Genomic DNA, 19,914 nt, shown 5'->3' with positions numbered 1-19,914 from the left:
TACCTAATCAATTTTATTGATGTAATAATCTTGATATTTATCTGCATCAAAGGTAAATAAGGTTTCCGATAATGGTTCATTCGTTTTGAAAGAATTAACGATTAAAGTCGTTTTAGTACCATTTTTCCCTATTTGAATTAAATTGTATATGTGTTTAGTTGTAGCGTCAACGCCCAAAAGTATATAGTCAATTTCAGAATTTGAGTCGATAGGAGTCAACTTGACATATTGAATTTTCCTGCCTTTTATATTTTGAACGATATCCATGGCGTAGGTATAACCATCTTCATAAAAAGACAACATCTTACTTGGTGTAATGGCATCTATATCATCTTCAGCTTGAGTTGTTATAGTTACTTCTTCGTCTTCTGGACTAATGGTATATAGTGTTTTTCCATCGTAAAGACGTGTAATGCCGAGGATGTTTAATTTATATTTTTCACCTTCAAGAACAACGTCTCCACGGGTTTCCTGCTTTATGTCTTCATCGGTATTTTCTAGAATATATTTAAAGTCTATAGAAATATTATCATAGTTTTTTACCTTTTCAGATACTTCACTCAACAAGGTCTTGCCCTTATTTTGAGAAAACCCAGTAAAGGTGATAAATGCGATACATACTATGGTGATTAACTTTTTCATTTTTTTACTTTAATACAAAATTACATATTTTCATTTTCTAATAGCTCATCAAGAGATGCTAAATCCGGCACCAGTACTTGTCGTGCTTTACTGCCTTCAAAAGGGCCTACAATACCAGCAGCTTCTAATTGATCAATTAAACGACCTGCTCTATTGTATCCTAATTTTAGCTTTCGTTGTAATAAAGAAGCTGAACCTTGTTGTGCAGTAACGATAACAATTGCTGCATCTTTAAATAATTTATCTCTGTCTTCAATGTCTATATCAAGACTTGTGCCACTTTCTTCGCCAATATATTCAGGCAGCATATACGCCTCGGGATAGGCTTTTTGCGACCCAATATAATCCGTGATTTTTTCTACTTCTGGTGTGTCAACAAAAGCACATTGTACACGGGTAATGTCATTACCTTGGGTATATAACATGTCTCCGCGACCAATCAATTGATCTGCTCCTGAACCGTCCAAAATAGTTCTAGAATCTATCTTAGAAGTTACCCTAAAAGCAATACGCGCAGGGAAATTCGCTTTGATAATACCCGTAATTACATTCACCGAGGGTCGTTGCGTTGCTATAATTAAATGAATACCAATAGCTCGTGCCAATTGTGCTAAACGTGCAATAGGGGTTTCCACTTCTTTTCCAGCAGTCATAATCAAATCGGCAAATTCATCTACCACCAAAACGATGTAAGGCAAGAACTGATGCCCATCGTTGGGGTTTAACTTACGAGCTTTAAACTTCTTGTTGTACTCGGCAATGTTTCTACACATTGCGTTCTTAAGAAGTTCATAGCGATTGTCCATTTCAATACACAACGAATTTAATGTATTGATAACCTTTGTATTGTCCGTGATTATGGCTTCTTCGCTATCAGGTAATTTAGCTAGATAATGACGTTCAATCTTGTTGAACAATGTCAATTCCACCTTTTTAGGATCTACCAGAATGAACTTTACCTCTGCAGGGTGCTTTTTATATAGTAATGAGGTTAATACGGCATTCAAACCAACAGACTTACCTTGTCCCGTTGCACCTGCCATCAATAAGTGTGGCATTTTTGCTAAATCTACAACAAGCGTTTCATTACTAATCGTTTTTCCTAAAGCAATAGGCAATTGCATTTCAGAATTTTGAAATTTCTTTGATGCGATAACAGAGCGCATGGAAACTATAGTGGCATTCTTGTTTGGTACCTCAATACCAATGGTGCCTTTTCCAGGAATGGGTGCAATGATACGTATGCCTAAAGCCGAAAGTGAAAGTGCAATATCATCTTCCAGATTTTTGATTTTTGAAATACGGATACCAGCTTCAGGGACTATTTCGTAAAGTGTAACTGTAGGTCCAATTGTAGCTTTTATGCTGGCAATACCTATTTTATAATTATTTAGGGTGTCAACAATACGGTTCTTGTTTTCCTCAAGTTCTTCTTGATTTATCGTGATACCTTCCGTGTCGTACTTCTTTAATAAATCAATGTGAGGGAATTGGTAATTACCTAATTCTAAAGTTGGATCATATAAACCAAAGTCTTCAACAAGTTTATTCGCTAAATTATCTGTTTCTGTAATTTCTTCTTTAACTGTTTCAACTTTTATTTCAAGTTCTGGATCTTCTTCAGGTTCTGGTTTAGAAACTTTTACTTCCATAGGAGCAGTTTCTTTTACAGCCACTTCTTTCTTCTTTACAGGCTCGTCTTTTGGAGTGTCATCCAAAGGAATATCAAAAGCTGTTTTAAAAGCTTCTGCTTCATCTGATAGGTTATTATCTACGGTGAATGTGTCTTCTTTTATATCTGAAAATTCATCCTTAATATCTTTTTTGGCAGATGAAAACAAACGTTTGAAACTTTCAAAAGTTACCTTAAATCGCATCGCGAGATAAGTGATGAAACCTAAAATCAATAGTAGTACTGTGCCTATCTTACCGATATAATCTTGTAAAAAGCTATTAATTTCAAAACCAACAGTACCTCCTAATATGTCATTTTTTGATGAAAAGAATCCTAGAAGTACCGAAAACCAGATCATTATCAAAATACCCCAAAACCAATGTTTTCTCAGTTTTGCTTTTTTAATATCCATGAGGACATAGATTCCTGATAGAAATACCAAACCTGATAATACAAATGAGGCAACTCCAAATCCACGCTGAATAAAGAAATCACTTAACCAAGCACCTATTTTGCTCAACCAATTTTTGGCTTCAGCATCACGTGTTGCAAACTCTGAAAGAGTACTCTGGTCTGCTTTGCCAGTAAAGAAAAACGAGATAAAGGATACACAGAGGATAATGCCGAAAATAACCAAGAAACTACCAAAAACTAACTTTTGTTGATTGGACAACTTAAAGCTTGGTTTTTTAAATTTTGATTTAGTAGGTTTTTTAGTTTTGGTTCTCTTCGCCATTGGTATGCCTTAGTTTAAGCAAAAATACAAATTACTAACGTTTATCCTAGATGATTAGTATTTTTAAGTAAACTTAGGAATGTAAATAATAAACCCAATAATTATTGCGCAAATAGCTGCTATAAAAACTGCGCCAGCAGCAACATCTTTAATATAGCCTATTTTTTTATGGTATTCTGGATGTACAAAATTTGCAATTTCTTCAATGGCTGTGTTTGCACCTTCTATGCTCATAACAAGGGCTATGGTAAGTGTTTGGATAAGCCATTCTGTTTTTGAAATCTCAAAATAAAATCCAGCAATGGTCATTATCATTGCAATAACCAGCTGGATTTTTATACTTGACTCTTTAGTAATTAATAAAAGAGCACCTTTAAAGGCATAGCCAACACTTTTTAATCGGTTTACTAAGAAGGATTCTTTTTTAGGCATCGTAAAGCGCTTCTAAAGCGGCTTTGTAATTTGGTTCTTCTCCAGTTTCAGAAACCTGTTCATTATATAAGACCTTACCAGATTCATCAACTACAACAATGCTTCTTGAAAGTAAGGCATCAAAAATGCCGCTTGTAAATAGCACACCATAATCTTTACCAAACTGCCCTGTTTTAAAATCTGAAAGCATTACTACATTATCCAAGCCTTCTGCTGCACAAAACTGCTCCTGTGCAAAAGGTAAATCTCTTGAAATACATAGTACTTTTGTGTTTTCCAATTCGTTAGCTTCAGCATTAAACTGCCTAACAGATGCTGCGCATACTCCTGTATTTACGCTAGGAAATATATTTAGAATGAGTCTGCTGCCTTTAAAATCTGCTAGAGTTTTTGTTGATAAATCGATAGCAGTTAAATTAAAATCTGCAATTTGAGAACCAACTTCAGGAAGCTTTCCGATAGTTTCTACAGGGTTTCCACCCAATGTGATATTAGCCATTTTTTTGTTTTTAATTAGAGCTCTAAAATAAGCATATTTAAAATGTTAAAAAATGAATCCTAGAAATCTTTAAGAAATAATTATGAGAATGCTATTAAAAGCGCTCGTTTATGAATTCTTAATTATTTAAAAAAACTATTGTTTTTTGATAGATAATAAGTTTTATCAATTTTCATATAATTTTTAAAAATATCACATATGTTTTAGGAGATGATATTATTGCTAATTTTAGAGTATTCAAAAAATTATCAATACTAACTATTACAAAACATAAATTATGAATAGCAACAATCCACACGGTGAAGCATGGGATATTAACAATTCTGATGCTGCCCAATGCCCATTTTTAAGTGGCACACAAAAACAAACCGCTGGTGGTGGTACTCGAAACCGCGACTGGTGGCCTAATGAATTAAAACTAAACATTCTCCGTCAGCATGGGAAAAGCTCAAACCCATATGATAAAGAGTTTGACTATGCCAAAGCATTTGAAAGCATAGATTTTCCAACGTTAAAACAGGAAGTGATTGATTTAATGACCGACTCACAAGATTGGTGGCCAGCCGATTATGGACATTATGGTCCGTTTATGATTCGTATGGCGTGGCACAGTGCAGGTACATACCGTGTTGGTGATGGTAGAGGTGGCGGAGCGTCGGGAACGCAACGATTTGCACCTTTAAATAGTTGGCCAGATAATGGAAATTTGGATAAAGCGCGCTTGCTATTATGGCCTGTTAAAAAGAAATATGGTAAAAAATTGTCTTGGGCAGATCTAATGATTTTAGCTGGAAATTGTGCTTTAGAATCCATGGGTTTTAAAACGTTTGGATTTGCAGGCGGGCGTGAGGACGTTTGGGAGCCTGAACAAGATGTGTATTGGGGAAGTGAAACAGGTTGGCTAGATAATGATGAACGCTATGACACCAGCGATGGAGATTTAGAAGGGCATTTAGGAGCAGTACACATGGGATTGATTTATGTGAACCCTGAAGGGCCAAATGGTGTTCCAGACCCTATGAAATCTGCTCACGATATTAGAATTACTTTCGGAAGAATGGCCATGAATGATGAAGAAACGGTGGCTTTGGTCGCTGGTGGACATACCTTCGGAAAAGCACACGGTGCGGCAGATCCTGATACATATGTGGGACCAGAACCTCATGGTGCTTCTATTGAAGAAATGAGTACAGGTTGGAAAAATACTTATAATTCTGGTGTTTTAGATGATGCAATTACTAGTGGTCTAGAAGGTGCATGGACACCTAATCCAACACAATGGGATCATGATTATTTTGATGTTTTGTTGAATTACGATTGGGAATTAACTAAAAGTCCAGCAGGGGCGCACCAATGGACACCAAAAAACCCAGATGCTAAACAAGCCCCAGCAGCAGGAGGAAATGGCACACAGGCCTTAATGATGTCTACTGCGGATATGGCTTTAAAAACAGATCCAAAATACCTAGAGATTTCAAAACGTTTTCATAAAGACCATGCGGCATTTGAAGATGCATTTGCAAGAGCGTGGTATAAACTTACCCATCGTGATATGGGACCAGTTGACCGCTATTTAGGACCAGAAGTACCGCAAGAGGAATTGATTTGGCAAGATCCTATTCCAAAAGTAAATTATACCTTGAGCGATGCTGATATTAGCTCCTTGAAGAAGATGGTTTTGGCTTCCGGATTAACTATTTCCGAAATGGTAAGAACCGCTTGGGCTTCGGCTTCTACTTACAGAGATTCTGATAAGCGTGGTGGAGCCAATGGTGCACGTATTCGTTTAGAGCCTCAGCGTAGCTGGGAAGTGAACAATCCAGAGGAATTAAGTAAAGTATTAAACGTTTTAGAAGGCATCCAGAATGAATTTAAGGGAGAGGTGTCAATGGCAGATTTGATTGTTTTAGCAGGAAATGCTGGAATAGAGGAAGCAGCTAGAAATGCTGGTCATACTGTAGAAGTACCATTTTCTCAAGGTAGAGGGGATGCATCCCAAGAACAAACCGACTTAGAATCGTTTGGCTATTTAGAACCTTTAGCAGATGGGTTTAGAAATTATATTAAAGATGAATTAAAAGTTGCTGCTGAAGATTTATTGGTGGATAAGGCCAATTTAATGAACTTATCTATTCCAGAAATGACAGCTTTAGTAGGTGGTCTGCGTGTATTGGGAGCAAACTACGACGGATCAAATCATGGTGTGTTTACTGATAATGTAGGTCACTTAACAAACGATTTCTTTACCAATCTTTTAGATTTTGCATATACTTGGAACGCTACATCTTCTGATGATCGCATTTTTGAAGGAAAAGATAGAAGAACTGGTATTGTAAAATTTACTGGAACTCGTGCTGACTTAATCTTTGGTTCTAATACCGAATTGAGGGCTATAGCGGAAGTGTATGGTGCTAATGATGGCGAAGCACAATTTGTAAACGATTTTGTTGCAGCCTGGGCTAAAGTGATGGATGCTGATAGATTTGATTTAAAATAGTTTGATGGATTGATAGTTGAAATTGGGATGGGCATTTTATGGTGCTTATCCCAATTTTATTTTAAATTTTGTTGTTATGGACGTTACACAATTTTTTGGTGCGATACAATCGGGAGATAGAGATTTTATAGAAACTTTATTAAAATCACATCCTGAATTAGTAGATGCAAAAGACCAAAGAGGATTTACCCCATTGATTTTTGCTTCCTATTTTGATAAAAAGACAATAGTGGAAAAATTGCTAGAGTACAGTGCTCCAGTGGATGATACCGATAGTACTGGAAATACCGCGCTCATTGGTGTGGCTTTTAAAGGAAATACAGAATTGGCAAAACTACTGCTTAAACATGGTGCCAATGTAAACGCACAAAACAATTTAGGATATACGCCTTTAATTTTTGCCGGTATGTATGGGCAAACTAACATGGTAGAATTATTGTTGAAGCATAAAGCAGATGCTACTGTAAAAGATAATGAAGAAAAGACAGCTTTAGACTATGCTGAAGAAAAGAAGTTTCGGGAAGTTATTGGATTGTTGAAGTGATTTTTTTGAGAGTTTCGTTTAACGGTTTTGTATAACCGTCAGTTACGGGTTAATATGCATTTATTTTCGGTTTAGCACAGGCTTTAGCAATTCCGAGTGGATTCGGACGTAGTCGAATCCGCCGTAATTGCGGTTATACATTGTTGTAGTGCGTTTTTTCATTCGGTTACTTGACTCCAATTTTCTCCTTTCTTTATTCTATGAATTTGCGTATCAGAAACTCCGAAGCGCCTTGCAATCATATTGATTCTGTTCTTTTCGTTTTTCAATTGGCGTTTAATAATTTTTACTTTTCCCTCGTTTAGTTTTCCGATTTTTCTACCTCTTTTTTGTACAATTTTTTCCCAATTCGGATTGTTGAATTGATGAAGTTCCTTTTCTCTTTTGGTTGCCCATTTTAAGTTTTCCACTCGATTGTCGGTTTTGTCGTAATTCAGATGGATGACATAAATTCCGTCATTTTTTTCGAGGAAATGTTCAGCCACAAGTTTGTGGACGTATCTGCTGGTCGATTTTCCGTTCCGTTTTTGTTTTAGCGGAAGATTTTGATATCCGTTGATGTATGATTTTTTAACTTCAAATTCGGTTTCGCTTTTACAGTTTAAAATTCGTCCGTAATTTGAGATTTTGAACTGTTCATTTTCGGTAATTCCATCGTCAAATTCAACGACTTTCCATTCTTCATTCCAATAGTTTCTAATCATATTTCAGGGTTTTCTCAAATGCACTACAACGTGGTGACGGATATGCGCCGTTATTTAATGGCTTATATCCGACGTTAAACGAAGGTAGTTGAATTTTTTTGCAAAGTCAATTTTGAAGAAACAAAAAAAGCCACCTCAAAAGAGATGACTTTAAATATCAAATTTTTCTTTTTCAATTAAGAGTCAATCGAACCCATAACCCGACTCATAAAACTATTTAATGCTTCTTTTTTTGGGGAGCCGTTCTTTACCATTTTATTAACCTCAATAGCACCGTACATGTTGGAAATCAATTCTCCTATAACGTCTAGTTCTTCATCTTTTAAAGACGGAACTTCGGTTAAAGCTTCTAAGGTTTCAATGGTTTCAACAACAAAGTCTTCGTCGTTCTCCTCAATAAAATTCGTTAAATGCTTAATTACTGGTAACTTCATTTACTAAATCTTTAAGTACATCAAACTTATTAGTTTGTACTTGGTTTATAAAACTTCCGTTTTTAAAAGTTGCAAAAGTTGGCAAATTATCAACCGTAGCCAATTTTCTAGATTCTGGAAACTTTTCGGCATCTGCAATAACAAAAGTTATCTCTTCCAATTCTGAGGCTAACTTTTTTACCTTTGGTTTCATAATACGGCAGTTGCCACACCATGTGGCCGAATATTGCACCACAACAGTTTCATTTTCAGCAACTAATTCTTGTAGATTATCTTGTTCTAACTCTTTTACCATGGTTGTTAAATTTTCAAAATTCAAGCCCCAAATTCCTTAAATACTTCTTGGAATTTGGGATTTGAAACTTTAGTTTTTTAGTTTACATGAGCTGCTAAATACTCAGCTACACCATTTCTATCGGCGTTCATCGCATCTTTTCCCTCTTCCCAGTTTGCTGGACAAACCTCTCCTTTTTCCTGAACATGAGTTAAGGCATCTACTAAACGTAAGTATTCTTGAACGTTTCTACCCAAAGGCATGTTGTTGATGCTTTCGTGCTGTACAATCCCGTCCTCATCAATGATGTAAGTAGCTCTGTAAGTCACGTTATCACCTTCCACAGTTACCACACCAGTTTCTTCATTATACGTTTCGTTTGTAATATCTAGAATACCTAAAGTAGAAGCTAAATTTCTGTTAGAATCTGCTAAAAGCGGGTAGGTTACACCTTCTATACCACCATTATCCTTTTCGGTGTTTAACCAAGCAAAGTGTACTTCGGGAGTATCACAGGATGCGCCAATTACAATGGTGTTGCGCTTTTCAAATTCACCTAAAGCTGCCTGAAATGCATGTAACTCTGTCGGACATACAAAAGTAAAATCCTTTGGATACCAAAATAAGATGACCTTCTTCTTGTTATTTACTGCTTCTTCTAATACGTTTAACTTAAATGTATCGCCCAAATCGTTGATTGCGTTTACGTTTAAATCTGGAAATTTTTTCCCTACTAATGCCATAATGTTATAAGTAATGTTTAATTAATAATGTTCTAATTTTAAGCAAAATTACCATTATAAAACACCTGTGAAAATAGATTGTAATTAGTAAATTTTATAAAAGAATAGCATTTGTGTATCGATTCAAAAACCCATGCTTGTTTTTGAGAATCACGTAAAAAATGATGGTCAGAATTATCAAGTTCTCATACTTGACCAAAAAGGGGTGATGTATTCTTATTTAGAATTTGAAAGTTGTCTGATTTTTATCCTGAAGGCTGCGAAAAGTAAAGTGGTAAAAGGGCTCATCCAGTTAAAAAATGCATAAAGCAAGTATTCTCCAACCCCAACTCCCAGAACGCCAGATTGATAGGCACCACAGGTATTCCAAGGAATGAGTACGGACGTTACTGTTCCAGAATCCTCGAGGGTTCGACTTAAATTTTCAGGAGCCAATTTTTTGTCTTCAAATGCTTTTTTAAACATTTTTCCAGGGATAACAATGGCTAAATATTGATCGGAAGCAATAGCATTGAGGCCTAAACAGCTAATCACTGTACTTGCAAATAATCCAAAAACAGAAGATGCTACGGAGAGTAAGGCTGAAGTAATTCTAGATAATGCACCAATACCATCCATAACGCCACCAAAAACCATCGCGCAGATAATGAGGAATATTGTCCATAGCATACCTTTCATTCCTCCAGAATAGAATAAGTCATTTAATTTTTCATTCTCTGTAGTAATTTGGGTTTCTGTAAAAATTGAAGTGATTACCGATGATAATTTTGATGCCCCAAGTTGATTTAAAATATCTACTTGAAATATAAAAGCAAATATTGCAGCAAGAACAACTCCTGTTCCAAGGGCAATCAGAGGCTTTGTTTTCAATAAAATTAAGGCAATAACCGCAACTGGAACTAAGAATAACCAAGGCGTAATGTTAAAAGTGTTATCAATGGTATTTAGTAAGTTGCTCACGTCAGCGCTACCCGTAGCATCGATTGTAAAACTTATAATTGCAAAAATTATTAATGTTATTATTATCGTTGGGACTGTAGTAAACGCCATATAGCGGATATGCGTAAATAAATCTGTCCCTGCCATAGCTGGAGCAAGATTAGTGGTATCACTTAATGGCGACATTTTATCTCCAAAATAAGCTCCTGAAATTACGGCACCTGCAATCATTCCAGGGTTAATTCCTAAAGCAGTACCTATACCTACCAAGGCTATACCTACAGTTGCGGATGTGGTCCAAGAACTACCAGTAGCAATTGAAATTAATGCTGAAATCACGACTGAGGCAGGTAAAAATATTTCGGGACTTAATACCTGCAAACCATAATACACCATAGCAGGAATAACGCCACTAATAAGCCAAGTGCCAGCAAGTGCACCAACTAAAAACAATATCATTATTGGGATAAAAACACTTTTTAGATTTTCCCATATTTCAGAAAGCATCCTATTAACCGAGACCTTGTTGTAAAACCCAACTAGGGCTGCAACCAAACCACCAATTAATAAAATGAATTGATTTGAATATGCTCCCATCATTTCACCATCGGCAAAAAAAATATTGTAGGCGAGTAATCCCATAAGAATAATTACGGGAATTAATGCTTCCCATATATTCAATTCGGTGTTTTCAATAATATTTTGGTCGTTGGCCTTAAATTCTGAGATATTCTTATCGTCTTCCATAGTTACGCTTTAGTCATGTAATGTTACGATTTTATTAATTTCTTTCAAAATGAGGTGACTTTTTGGAAATTTTGGGTCTTAATTTATAGTAACCCCAAATATTCTAGTTATGTTTTTTGCATTTTCTTTTTTGGTTGTCTTAGCGATTCTTTATGTTTTGGTAAATGACGGGTTTACATCAAGTTCAAAACATAAAGTGTTTAAAGATTTTAATTTTGAAAAGAAAGCACAAAGCGAAGCTTGTACAAAATCTGAACTTATAGATTTTGATTTTGAAACTTTAGTATCACCTGATGAATTGAGCATTCTAATAGAGAAAACTAAATGATTTACTAATAAATACATAGTAATGAATTCTTTAGCTTTAGTTTATTCAAGTCGAAAATCTCAAAAAACCCATAGTTTTCTATACTATTTTTCCGATTTTTCGTTAATATTGTTAGATATTTGTAAATATTGCTATAATAAAAAGATGAAAAGAATTCTCTCACAATTTCTTTTATTGTCTTGCCTTAATTTATCTGCTCAAGTAGGTATTGGTACTACAACACCAGTATCCACTTTGGATATCAATGGTTCGCTATCTGCAAATATTACGACTACTTCAGGAAATTTAACATTAGATGATACGCATCATACCGTTGTTCTTGGCGGTAATCATAGTATTACCTTACCAGCGGCAAACACATGTGCTGGAAGAATATATATAGTAAAAAACCCAACAACTAATACTCCAATAGTTTCTAGCTACCTGGATTTGACGGGAACAGCAGCTACAATACTTAATAGTGAAACCACAATTTCGTTACAAAGTGATGGCACTAACTGGCAACAAATAAGCGCTAACAAAATCAGGTATGAAAAAATTGTGATTTGGGCAGAAGAGGCTGCAGATCTTGCCAATAATCAAATGGAATGGTCTTATGCTAACGGGGATACAGGATTTATAGGTATACCCTTGCCAGAGGCTTGGGAGGCTTATGCGGTAAGTTTTCATGCTGATAATACTTCAAACGCTTCGAACTCAATGCTTATGGCAGTTGTAGATATAACAGGAAACGGTACCTATGCTGAGTTTTTTAGATTTACGGCTACTGGTGCAAATGATAATATGTCATACACAGAAATTTTAGCTACACCTGTTGCTATACCTCCTGGAACTACTATAGGATTTCGCTCTATTACCGAAACGGGAAATATCAATGGCGCCAGAGTTGCTGCATGGCTAAGAAGGATACCATAATTATTCATAAATAAAAGTTAGTTAACTTTGCTGACTTTATATGGATTCACTCACTCAAATTGTTTTAGGTGCTGCTTGTGGTGAAGCAGTTTTAGGCAAGAAAATAGGTAATAAAGCTTTATTGTTTGGTGCCATAGGAGGCACAATTCCCGATTTGGATGTTATGGTTGGTAATTTGCTTTATGGCAACGAAATTGATGCTATGCTATTTCATAGAGGGTTTATGCACTCTATTGTGTTCTCAGTATTGGCAGCGTTTTTATTAGGATGGTTAGTACATAAGCTATATGATAATGGGAAACGTAAAAACACTACTGTACAGAAAGATTGGATATCCCTTTTCTTTTGGTCTCTATTTACGCATCCAATTTTAGATGCCTTTACACCTTACGGTACGCAGTTATTTGCACCTTTTAGCAACTATCGCGTAGCTTTAAACAATATTGCCGTAGCAGATCCTGCTTATACTTTACCTTTTTTGGTTTGTATAGTAGTATTAATGTTTTTTAAAAGAACTTCTGCTAAAAGACGTATGTGGTTAAAATGGGGTATTGGTATAAGTTCGGTTTACTTGCTGTTTACATTGGGAAATAAACTGTATGTAGATTCGATATTTCGAAAATCTTTAAAAGAGACTGAGATTAATGCAACTAGATTTAGTACCCAACCTGCTATTTTAAATAACATATTGTGGTATGCTATTGCGGAAACTGAATCTTCTTATTACGTTACGGACTATTCCTTATTTGACACTAAAAATCGTTTTTTAAACTTTAGGGAAGTACCAAAACAGCGCGATTTAAAACCCACTGAATACGATGATATAAAAGGATTGGCGTGGTTTAGCAATCAGTATTATAGTGTTTATAAATTGAATGACAACGAATATCGATATAACGATTTGCGTTACCCACTTTTGGATTTAGACAACCCAAATACTTCAGTATTTAGTTTATTGCTTTATAAGGATGGCGACAGACTAAATATGAGACCATTTGAACCTAGAGTAGATGATATGAATGATGCATTTAAATCCCTATGGGAGCGCATCAAAGGCATCTAGCTTACCTCTAATAGCTTTTTATCCAATATTCCCAATTGCACCATACAATCATGCATCATTTTGTAGGTGCGTTTAATATCGGCATCCAAACCTATGGAAAATCGTATCAATCCATCACTTAGTCCCATGTCCTTTTGTTCTTCCTCTGGAATTTCCGAAGAAGTTGAGGTTCCTGGAGCAGAAAATAAAGTTTTGTAAAAGCCTAGGCTCACTGCTAAGTATCCAAGGTTTTTATGCTGCATCAATTCCATCAATTCGTTAGCCTTCTCCAAAGAGCCGACATCAATAGTTAGCATGCCACCAAAACCATATTCAGTATTCATCATGCTTTTAAATAGTTCGTGAGAAGGATGGGATTCTAATCCGGGATATACCGTTTTTAAACCATCTTTTTCAAACTTTTCAGCTAAATACAGTCCGTTTTTACTGTGTTGCTGTATTCTGATGTGCAATGTTCTCAAATTCTTCAATATCGAGGATGCCCGTAAGCTATCCATGGTAGAACCTAATAACATACCAGCACCATCATTTACATCCCGCAAGTCATTGATGAATTCTTGTGTTCCACAAACAACACCGCCAACAGTATCGCTAGAGCCATTAATAAACTTGGTTAAACTATGAATAACAACATCTGCTCCCAAAACTGCTGGAGAAATGGATAATGGCGAAAAGGTATTATCCACAACCAGTTTTAAACCATACTTTTTAGCGATTTTTGATAAGCCTTTAATATCCGCTACTTCCAAAAGCGGATTGCTCACAGATTCACAATACAAAACTTTTGTGTTTTTGGTAATAGCAGCTTCAACCGCATCTAGTTTAGTGATATCAACAAATGTGGTTTCAATATTGAACTTAGGTGTGAAATTTTTAAAGAATGCATATGTGCCACCGTAAATTGTTCTACTGGACACGATATGGTCTCCAGCATTACATAATTGCATTATAACTGAAGTTATCGCTCCCATTCCCGAAGCTGTAACATTTGCGGTCTCCGTATTTTCCATAGCTGCTAATGCTTCGCCTAAGTATAAATTGGAAGGTGAGGAATGTCGCGAATATAGATAACAACCATCTGCATTACCTTCAAAAGTATCAAACATAGTTTTTGCAGATAGAAAGGTGTAGGTGGACGAATCTGAAATAGAAGGGTTTACACCTCCAAATTCTCCAAAATATTGTAAATCCTGAATGTTATTTGCTGGCTTATTACTCATGATAATATGATTTAAATACTCATCTAATTTCATAAAAATTAGAAATAAAATCAAGCATAAATTACTTAATTAGAAAATAAATCATAATTTTTAATTATTTTTAGAATTATATTTTTATTTTAATCTTAATAATGAATATAAAGCGAAATTTTTTCAATCATGATTTTTGATAAAACTGATAAAAAACTATTGGAATTGTTACAAACAGATAGTAAACAAACCAATAAAGAGCTTTCAAACAAATTAGGTCTATCCGTAACAGCGGTTTACGAACGTATTAAAAAACTAGAAAAAGAGGGCTTTATTGAAGGCTATACCGCCTTAATAAACAAACAAAAAATTAAACGAAATTTTGTTGCTTTTTGTCATGTGAAATTATTGCAACACAGCCAAGAGTATGTTTTTAGTTTTGAAAAAGAAGTGAATAATCTTGATGAGGTTTTGGAATGTTACCATTTAAGTGGCGACTACGACTACCTTTTAAAGGTAATTGTTACCGATATGGAAGCCTTTAGGGAATTTATGGTAAGAAAACTGACTAAAATAAACCATATTGGCAGTACGCATAGTATGTTTGTAATAAATGAAGTGAAACAAACTAATGTGATTCGTTTTTCATGAAGTCGACTACGTATAAGTGCTTAGAGCTGTTCGTTATATTCATCTTAGTTCCCATAAGTTTTGCGCTTAACTACTCGCCATTTATTAAGTTAGGCATTGGTTTAGTAGGTTTTGTTTATGTGATTTATGTATTATTGAAAGTAGAGCGAGAGCAATTTAAAATAGCACCAAATCTAAATTGGGCATCCTTTTGGAAAGAGACTTTGGTTAAGCTGTTTGTTATAGCGATACTAACTACTGTATTTTTATGGATTACTAACAAAGATGACCTATTTATCGTATTACTAAATAAACCAAAGCTGTGGGTATTTATTCTATTTGTGTATTCCTTGTTTTCGGTATATCCACAAGAACTTATTTATCGCACGTTTTTCTTTAAGCGATATGCTAAACTATTTAATTCAAGCAGATTACTTGTTTTTGTGAATGCCATGTTATTTGCTTTGGGACATATATTTTTCAAAAACACCTTGGTATTAGTCCTTACATTTTTAGGTGGTATTTTGTTTGCTTTAACTTTTTTAAAAACAAAATCCACGCTTTTGGTTTCTATTGAACATGCCATTTATGGTTGCTGGTTGTTTACCTTAGGTATGGGGGAAATGTTAGGCTTTCCTACCTGATAAATTCAAAATTATCGTACAGAGTAGAATCTTTTTGCTATTTTTAGGCAAGCTATTATTAACCAATATTATTAGATTATGAAAAAATTAGGACCTATTATCTTAGGATTTATCATTGGAGCAGTATTAACCTATTTCTTTTGCCCTAGGCAAGCAGACGATATGCATAGCATGGATGCAGAAGTCGTAAAGCCTAGTGGAGTTATTTCTGTAAAAGACGCACAAGCATTAAATGATAACTGGACAAAATTTAGAAAACCTGTTTTAGATTCAGTGACAGAAAGGCGTACCGGAAAAGAAGATTACAGGTGGGCATGGTGGTCTTTAAAAGACATTGAAGATTATATTGCTTTTACCAAAGTAGGTGCAAAAGAAGCAGGTGAGGACTTTACAGGACTACGCATGTATTTTGGAGCTTATGGAGATAATGCTTCTGATGGTAAGAAAAACTTATCAACTATATTTATAGTGCCTACAGGTACTAAGAAAACCAGTAAATCTGCTGTTTTAAATCTTAGTTTACAAGACGATGATGATTTAACAAGGCCACCTTTGAATCAAGGTAATGGCGGAGGCGGAGGCTATCCACAGTAAGTTTTGATAATAGAATTTCTTTTAGAACATTATTCATTTCTAACACATACGTTAGAATTTTTAGCAGCTTTTACAGGTCTATTTCTTATTAAGAAGTATAATGCAAAAGCTGCTAAATACTTTATATATTTTCTTGTCGTCATTGCTATATCAGATTCTTTGTGCTACTATACGCATTATGTAAGACCGGGAATGGCTCTGGAGTTTTTAATTGGTACAAGATTTGCAAAGAATCATTGGTTTTCAACGCTCTACTGGGATGTAGGGGCAATTTTATTCTTTACATATTTCTTTTATTTAATTTTAAAAACCCCCGTATTTAAAAAGGTTATTAAATTTTCAGGTTACTTCTATTTTGTGTTTTCTACAATATACATATTAAGTAATTGGGAAAAATTCTTTGTACAGTTTTTTGAAATACTTGATGTTTTTGGAGCGATCATAATTTTTATGTGTACGGTGTTCTATTTCATAGAGATTTTATTAAGTGAAGAGATTTTGGAATTCTATCGTTCAATTTACTTTTATATAAGTGCCGTTATTTTTATTTGGTGGCTTATTATTACACCTTTGGGGTTCTACGATGTTTATTATACTTATGAAGTTGGAAAGAATTTTTTTGACACTGCATTTGCTGATTTAAGAAGGCAAATTTTCTTATTTGCTAATATATTTATGTATTTAACTTATACCTTTGCTTTTATATGGTGCAAACCGGAGAACGAATTGTAAGTAGTGCCTCAGAGCGTTACATGTTGATATACATGATTGCTGTTTTGGTAATCATTACTTCGCTAGTTATCATATTTTTTATTGTGTTTCAAAAACGAAAGAATAAGTTGCTATTAGATAAAATTAGACAACAAAGGGCTTTTGAAGAAGAAATGGTTAAAGCACAAACAGAAACTCAGGAACAAACCTTAAAAAATATTGGCTGGGAATTGCATGATAACGTAGGACAATTATTGTCGTTTGCCAGTATGCAACTCAGTATTTTAAAAATGCAGGTTTCAGATGATGTTAGGGATAAATTTAAAGATACCACGGAGGCTTTAAGCAATGGACTAAAGGAAGTGCGTGCCTTATCAAAAACTCTTAATAATGATGTGATTTTAAACATAGGTTTTGAAAAATCCATTACTAATGAGCTTGATCGGTTAAAACGTATGAAGTTTACATCTGCCGAACTCAATATAGTTGGCGAGAAAACAGATTTTAGGGATAAGAACCATGAAATCATCGTATTTAGAATTTTACAGGAGTTCTTATCAAACTCAGTGAAATATTCCGAAGCAAAAAACTTAAATATTGTATTAGATTATCAACCAGAAAGCATCATAATTACCGCCAAGGACGATGGTAAGGGATTTGATATTGCTGAGGTAGAGAAAGGTTCGGGTTTAATTAATATGAAGAGTAGAGCAGAACTTATTGGTGCAACACTCGTACTGAAATCGAAACCTAATGAGGGTGTTGAATTAACACTGAACTACCCTTTAAAGTAAACCGTTATCCAAAGTATTTAAAAACCTTTTTTAAGAGGTTTATTTTTCCTCTGTAAGGTGGATATCTAAACGAAGGATCAAGCCATGTACCACGTTTCATGATAGCTTTTTTATGTGAAAATGTATCGAAACCATGTTTACCATGGTAGTTTCCTATGCCACTGGCACCAATTCCTCCAAAAGGTAATTTGGCATTTCCAAAATGCACTAAGGTGTCGTTAATAACACCACCACCAAAACTGTAGGTTCTTATCATTTTTTTTGAAAACTTTTTGTCATTTGAAAACATATAAAATGCTAATGGTTTTTCTATATGTGATAGGATATGTGAGATATCGTCTTCTGTGTCATAGTTTAAAATTGGTAAAATAGGTCCGAAGATTTCTTCAGACATAATTTTGCTGTCCAGCTTTGGATTGTCTATCAAAGTAGGGGAGATGTAGCTAGTGCTTTCATCTATGTCACCTCCAAAAGGGATGTGTTCATTTTCAATTAATGCTGTTAATCGCTTTACATTTTTTGAATTTATAATTCTAGGAAAATCCCCTGAATTCATAGGGTTTTCTCCATATCTTCTGGTAATTTCTTTTTTCAAGGCTTTCACAAGATTAGCCTTGATATTTGATTTGGCAATTACAAAATCAGGAGCTATACACGTTTGCCCGCCATTTAAAAGTTTGCCCCATACTAATCGTCTGGCTACAAGCTTTACATCTACCGTATCGTCAATGATGCAAGGAGATTTTCCGCCTAATTCCAAAGTAACAGGAGTAAGGTGTTTTGCCGCAGCTTCTGCCACAATTTTACCAACTCTTGTGCTGCCAGTGAAGAAAATATAGTCCCATTTTTGAGCTAATAATTCGGTGGCTACTGGAATACCTCCTTCAATAGAAATACATACATCTTCAGGAAATACCTGCTTTATGATTTGGGTGATTACCTTTGACGTGTTTTTGGTGAGCTCACTTGGTTTCAATACCACGGTATTTCCAGCGGCAATAGCCATAATAAGTGGATCTAGCGCTAATAGAAATGGGTAATTCCAAGGTGCAATTACCAAAACTGAACCATAGGGCTCTTTGTAAATGTAATCTATAGAAGGAAACGTTAATATTGACGGCCTGATGCGTTTTGGCTTACTCCAAGATTTTAGTTTTTTAATGGCTAGGTTTATCTCAGAAAGCACCAATCCAAATTCACTAATATACGTTTCAAATTCTGATTTTTTGAAGTCTTTATGCAATGCGTCTAGAACATCCTGCTCTCTTTTAATAATTTCGGTCTTTAGAGCCTTTAAGAGCGATAAACGATACGAAACATCTTTTGTTTTTTGAGATAAAAATAACGCTTTATGGGAAGCTAAAATGTTTGGTATTGATTTCATTTACCTAAGATAAAACATTAAATGCAAGCATCCCAAATTACATCATTAGGCGTCGGTGCTACGAGGGATACAGGTTCTTTTTTTACTGGGTGCATAAATTCAATTTGTCTAGCGTGAAGATGAATACTGGCGTCTTTATTACTTCTTTCAAATCCGTATTTCAAATCTCCTTTTATAGGACTGCCAATTTGTGACAGTTGTGTTCTAATTTGATGATGTCTGCCTGTTTCTAAATTCACCTCTAAAAGTGTATAATTGTCTAATTTTTTGATGATTTTATAATGTAAAATTGCCTTTTTGCTGTCTTTTACTTGTTTTTGATGTGCATACGACTTATTGTTTTTCGGATTTTTTTTAAGCCAGTGTATCAATGTATCTTCAGGTTTAGATGGAGGTTTTTTGACTACCGCCCAATAGGTTTTTTTAACTTCTTTCGACAAGAATAATTTGTTTAGTCTTGGTAATGCCTTACTAGTTTTTGCGAACATCACAATACCTGTTGTAGGTCTGTCCAAACGATGTACTGTCCCTAAATAGACGTTTCCAGGTTTATTGTATTTGTATTTGATGTAGGCTTTAACTACGTCGCTAAGCGGTGTGTCACCCGTTTTATCTCCTTGCACAATGTCCCCTGCGCGTTTATTCACGACAATAATGTGATTATCTTCATATAGAACTTGAAGATTATCTTTATTGGAAAGGATTTTTGTGGACACAGATTTTATTTGTTTTCTCGCAAAGGCTTAAGAAGCATAACTATTTAGACTTGAGTACGATTTCATACTGCGACTGTGA

The 19,914-nt window shown here is 34.9% G+C and carries 22 protein-coding genes; 10 read left to right on the top strand and 12 right to left on the bottom strand.

The genetic code is table 11. From position 1 onward, the window contains the following. Positions 1–3: 3 nt before the first annotated feature. The 4 genes from EYD45_RS06685 to tpx form a co-directional block, all read right to left on the bottom strand. Entirely contained in the window at positions 4–642 is a 639-nt protein-coding gene (locus EYD45_RS06685) for a LolA family protein (protein WP_130963771.1), read from the bottom strand. A 20-nt stretch (positions 643–662) separates the two neighbouring features. Next, complete coding sequence (locus EYD45_RS06680; protein ID WP_130963770.1) at positions 663–3,053, bottom strand: DNA translocase FtsK; 2,391 nt, start codon at positions 3,051–3,053, stop codon at positions 663–665. 63 nt (positions 3,054–3,116) lie between these two features. Beyond that, on the bottom strand, positions 3,117–3,485 hold the full coding sequence (locus tag EYD45_RS06675) for a diacylglycerol kinase family protein (protein WP_130963769.1): 369 nt from the start codon (positions 3,483–3,485) through the stop codon (positions 3,117–3,119). Continuing rightward, positions 3,478–3,984, bottom strand: coding sequence for a thiol peroxidase (tpx, locus tag EYD45_RS06670; RefSeq protein WP_130963768.1), 507 nt, complete (start codon positions 3,982–3,984; stop codon positions 3,478–3,480). Before tpx ends, EYD45_RS06675 begins: the two co-directional genes overlap by 8 nt. Before the next feature lie 277 nt (positions 3,985–4,261). Here tpx and katG point away from each other — a divergent pair, with 277 nt between their 5' ends. After that, a complete protein-coding gene (katG, locus tag EYD45_RS06665) occupies positions 4,262–6,481 on the top strand; it encodes a catalase/peroxidase HPI (protein WP_130963767.1) in 2,220 nt (739 codons plus the stop codon). A 76-nt stretch (positions 6,482–6,557) separates the two neighbouring features. Further along, positions 6,558–7,025: an ankyrin repeat domain-containing protein gene (locus EYD45_RS06660; RefSeq protein ID WP_130963766.1), complete on the top strand. Its 468-nt coding sequence runs from the start codon at positions 6,558–6,560 to the stop codon at positions 7,023–7,025. Positions 7,026–7,183: 158 nt separating this feature from the next. Here EYD45_RS06660 and EYD45_RS06655 read toward each other — a convergent pair whose 3' ends face one another. The 5 genes from EYD45_RS06655 to nhaC all read right to left on the bottom strand — a co-directional run bounded on the left by EYD45_RS06655 (position 7,184) and on the right by nhaC (position 10,866). After that, positions 7,184–7,729: an HNH endonuclease gene (locus EYD45_RS06655; RefSeq protein WP_130963765.1), complete on the bottom strand. Its 546-nt coding sequence runs from the start codon at positions 7,727–7,729 to the stop codon at positions 7,184–7,186. A 176-nt stretch (positions 7,730–7,905) separates the two neighbouring features. Further along, positions 7,906–8,163, bottom strand: coding sequence for a DUF6952 family protein (locus tag EYD45_RS06650; protein ID WP_130963764.1), 258 nt, complete (start codon positions 8,161–8,163; stop codon positions 7,906–7,908). Further along, positions 8,144–8,458: a thioredoxin family protein gene (locus EYD45_RS06645; RefSeq protein ID WP_130963763.1), complete on the bottom strand. Its 315-nt coding sequence runs from the start codon at positions 8,456–8,458 to the stop codon at positions 8,144–8,146. The genes EYD45_RS06650 and EYD45_RS06645 overlap by 20 nt, the downstream gene beginning before the upstream one ends. Positions 8,459–8,535: 77 nt before the next feature. Continuing rightward, positions 8,536–9,180, bottom strand: a complete 645-nt coding sequence (locus EYD45_RS06640) for a peroxiredoxin (RefSeq protein ID WP_130963762.1) — start codon at positions 9,178–9,180, stop codon at positions 8,536–8,538. Positions 9,181–9,396: 216 nt separating this feature from the next. Continuing rightward, on the bottom strand, positions 9,397–10,866 hold the full coding sequence (gene nhaC, locus EYD45_RS06635) for a Na+/H+ antiporter NhaC (protein ID WP_130963761.1): 1,470 nt from the start codon (positions 10,864–10,866) through the stop codon (positions 9,397–9,399). Between the two features lie 109 nt (positions 10,867–10,975). On the opposite strand from nhaC, the gene EYD45_RS06630 reads away from it, so the two are divergent. From EYD45_RS06630 to EYD45_RS06620, 3 genes are all read left to right on the top strand, one after another. Then, a complete protein-coding gene (locus EYD45_RS06630) occupies positions 10,976–11,194 on the top strand; it encodes a hypothetical protein (RefSeq protein WP_130963760.1) in 219 nt (72 codons plus the stop codon). 144 nt (positions 11,195–11,338) lie between these two features. Then, complete coding sequence (locus EYD45_RS06625; protein WP_130963759.1) at positions 11,339–12,109, top strand: hypothetical protein; 771 nt, start codon at positions 11,339–11,341, stop codon at positions 12,107–12,109. 40 nt (positions 12,110–12,149) lie between these two features. Then, on the top strand, positions 12,150–13,172 hold the full coding sequence (locus tag EYD45_RS06620) for a metal-dependent hydrolase (RefSeq protein ID WP_130963758.1): 1,023 nt from the start codon (positions 12,150–12,152) through the stop codon (positions 13,170–13,172). On the opposite strand, the gene EYD45_RS06615 is transcribed toward EYD45_RS06620, so the two are convergent. Beyond that, positions 13,169–14,392 carry an aminotransferase class I/II-fold pyridoxal phosphate-dependent enzyme gene (locus tag EYD45_RS06615; RefSeq protein WP_130963757.1) on the bottom strand — a complete coding sequence of 408 codons (1,224 nt, stop codon included), beginning with the start codon at positions 14,390–14,392 and terminating at the stop codon, positions 13,169–13,171. The two genes, EYD45_RS06620 and EYD45_RS06615, sit on opposite strands and share 4 nt — an antisense overlap. Before the next feature lie 159 nt (positions 14,393–14,551). Here EYD45_RS06615 and EYD45_RS06610 point away from each other — a divergent pair, with 159 nt between their 5' ends. From EYD45_RS06610 to EYD45_RS06590, 5 genes are all read left to right on the top strand, one after another. Continuing rightward, entirely contained in the window at positions 14,552–15,013 is a 462-nt protein-coding gene (locus EYD45_RS06610) for an Lrp/AsnC family transcriptional regulator (RefSeq protein ID WP_130963756.1), read from the top strand. Beyond that, on the top strand, positions 15,010–15,636 hold the full coding sequence (locus EYD45_RS06605; RefSeq protein ID WP_130963755.1) for a CPBP family intramembrane glutamic endopeptidase: 627 nt from the start codon (positions 15,010–15,012) through the stop codon (positions 15,634–15,636). The genes EYD45_RS06610 and EYD45_RS06605 overlap by 4 nt, the downstream gene beginning before the upstream one ends. A gap of 78 nt (positions 15,637–15,714) precedes the next feature. After that, positions 15,715–16,230: a hypothetical protein gene (locus EYD45_RS06600; RefSeq protein ID WP_130963754.1), complete on the top strand. Its 516-nt coding sequence runs from the start codon at positions 15,715–15,717 to the stop codon at positions 16,228–16,230. Between the two features lie 3 nt (positions 16,231–16,233). Then, on the top strand, positions 16,234–16,962 hold the full coding sequence (locus EYD45_RS06595) for a hypothetical protein (RefSeq protein WP_233702551.1): 729 nt from the start codon (positions 16,234–16,236) through the stop codon (positions 16,960–16,962). Beyond that, positions 16,935–17,735 (top strand): sensor histidine kinase, encoded by an 801-nt coding sequence (locus EYD45_RS06590; RefSeq protein WP_130963753.1) that lies wholly within the window; start codon positions 16,935–16,937, stop codon positions 17,733–17,735. The genes EYD45_RS06595 and EYD45_RS06590 overlap by 28 nt, the downstream gene beginning before the upstream one ends. Before the next feature lie 4 nt (positions 17,736–17,739). Here EYD45_RS06590 and EYD45_RS06585 read toward each other — a convergent pair whose 3' ends face one another. Together EYD45_RS06585 and EYD45_RS06580 are read right to left on the bottom strand one after the other, a co-directional pair. Continuing rightward, a complete protein-coding gene (locus EYD45_RS06585) occupies positions 17,740–19,119 on the bottom strand; it encodes an aldehyde dehydrogenase (RefSeq protein WP_130963752.1) in 1,380 nt (459 codons plus the stop codon). 17 nt (positions 19,120–19,136) lie between these two features. Next, on the bottom strand, positions 19,137–19,835 hold the full coding sequence (locus tag EYD45_RS06580; RefSeq protein ID WP_130963751.1) for an RluA family pseudouridine synthase: 699 nt from the start codon (positions 19,833–19,835) through the stop codon (positions 19,137–19,139). Positions 19,836–19,914: the final 79 nt, after the last annotated feature.

The sequence above is a fragment of the Hyunsoonleella flava genome, from assembly GCF_004310325.1.
GTDB lineage: Bacteria > Bacteroidota > Bacteroidia > Flavobacteriales > Flavobacteriaceae > Jejuia > Jejuia flava.
This window is presented reverse-complemented; position numbering and strand designations above follow the sequence as displayed.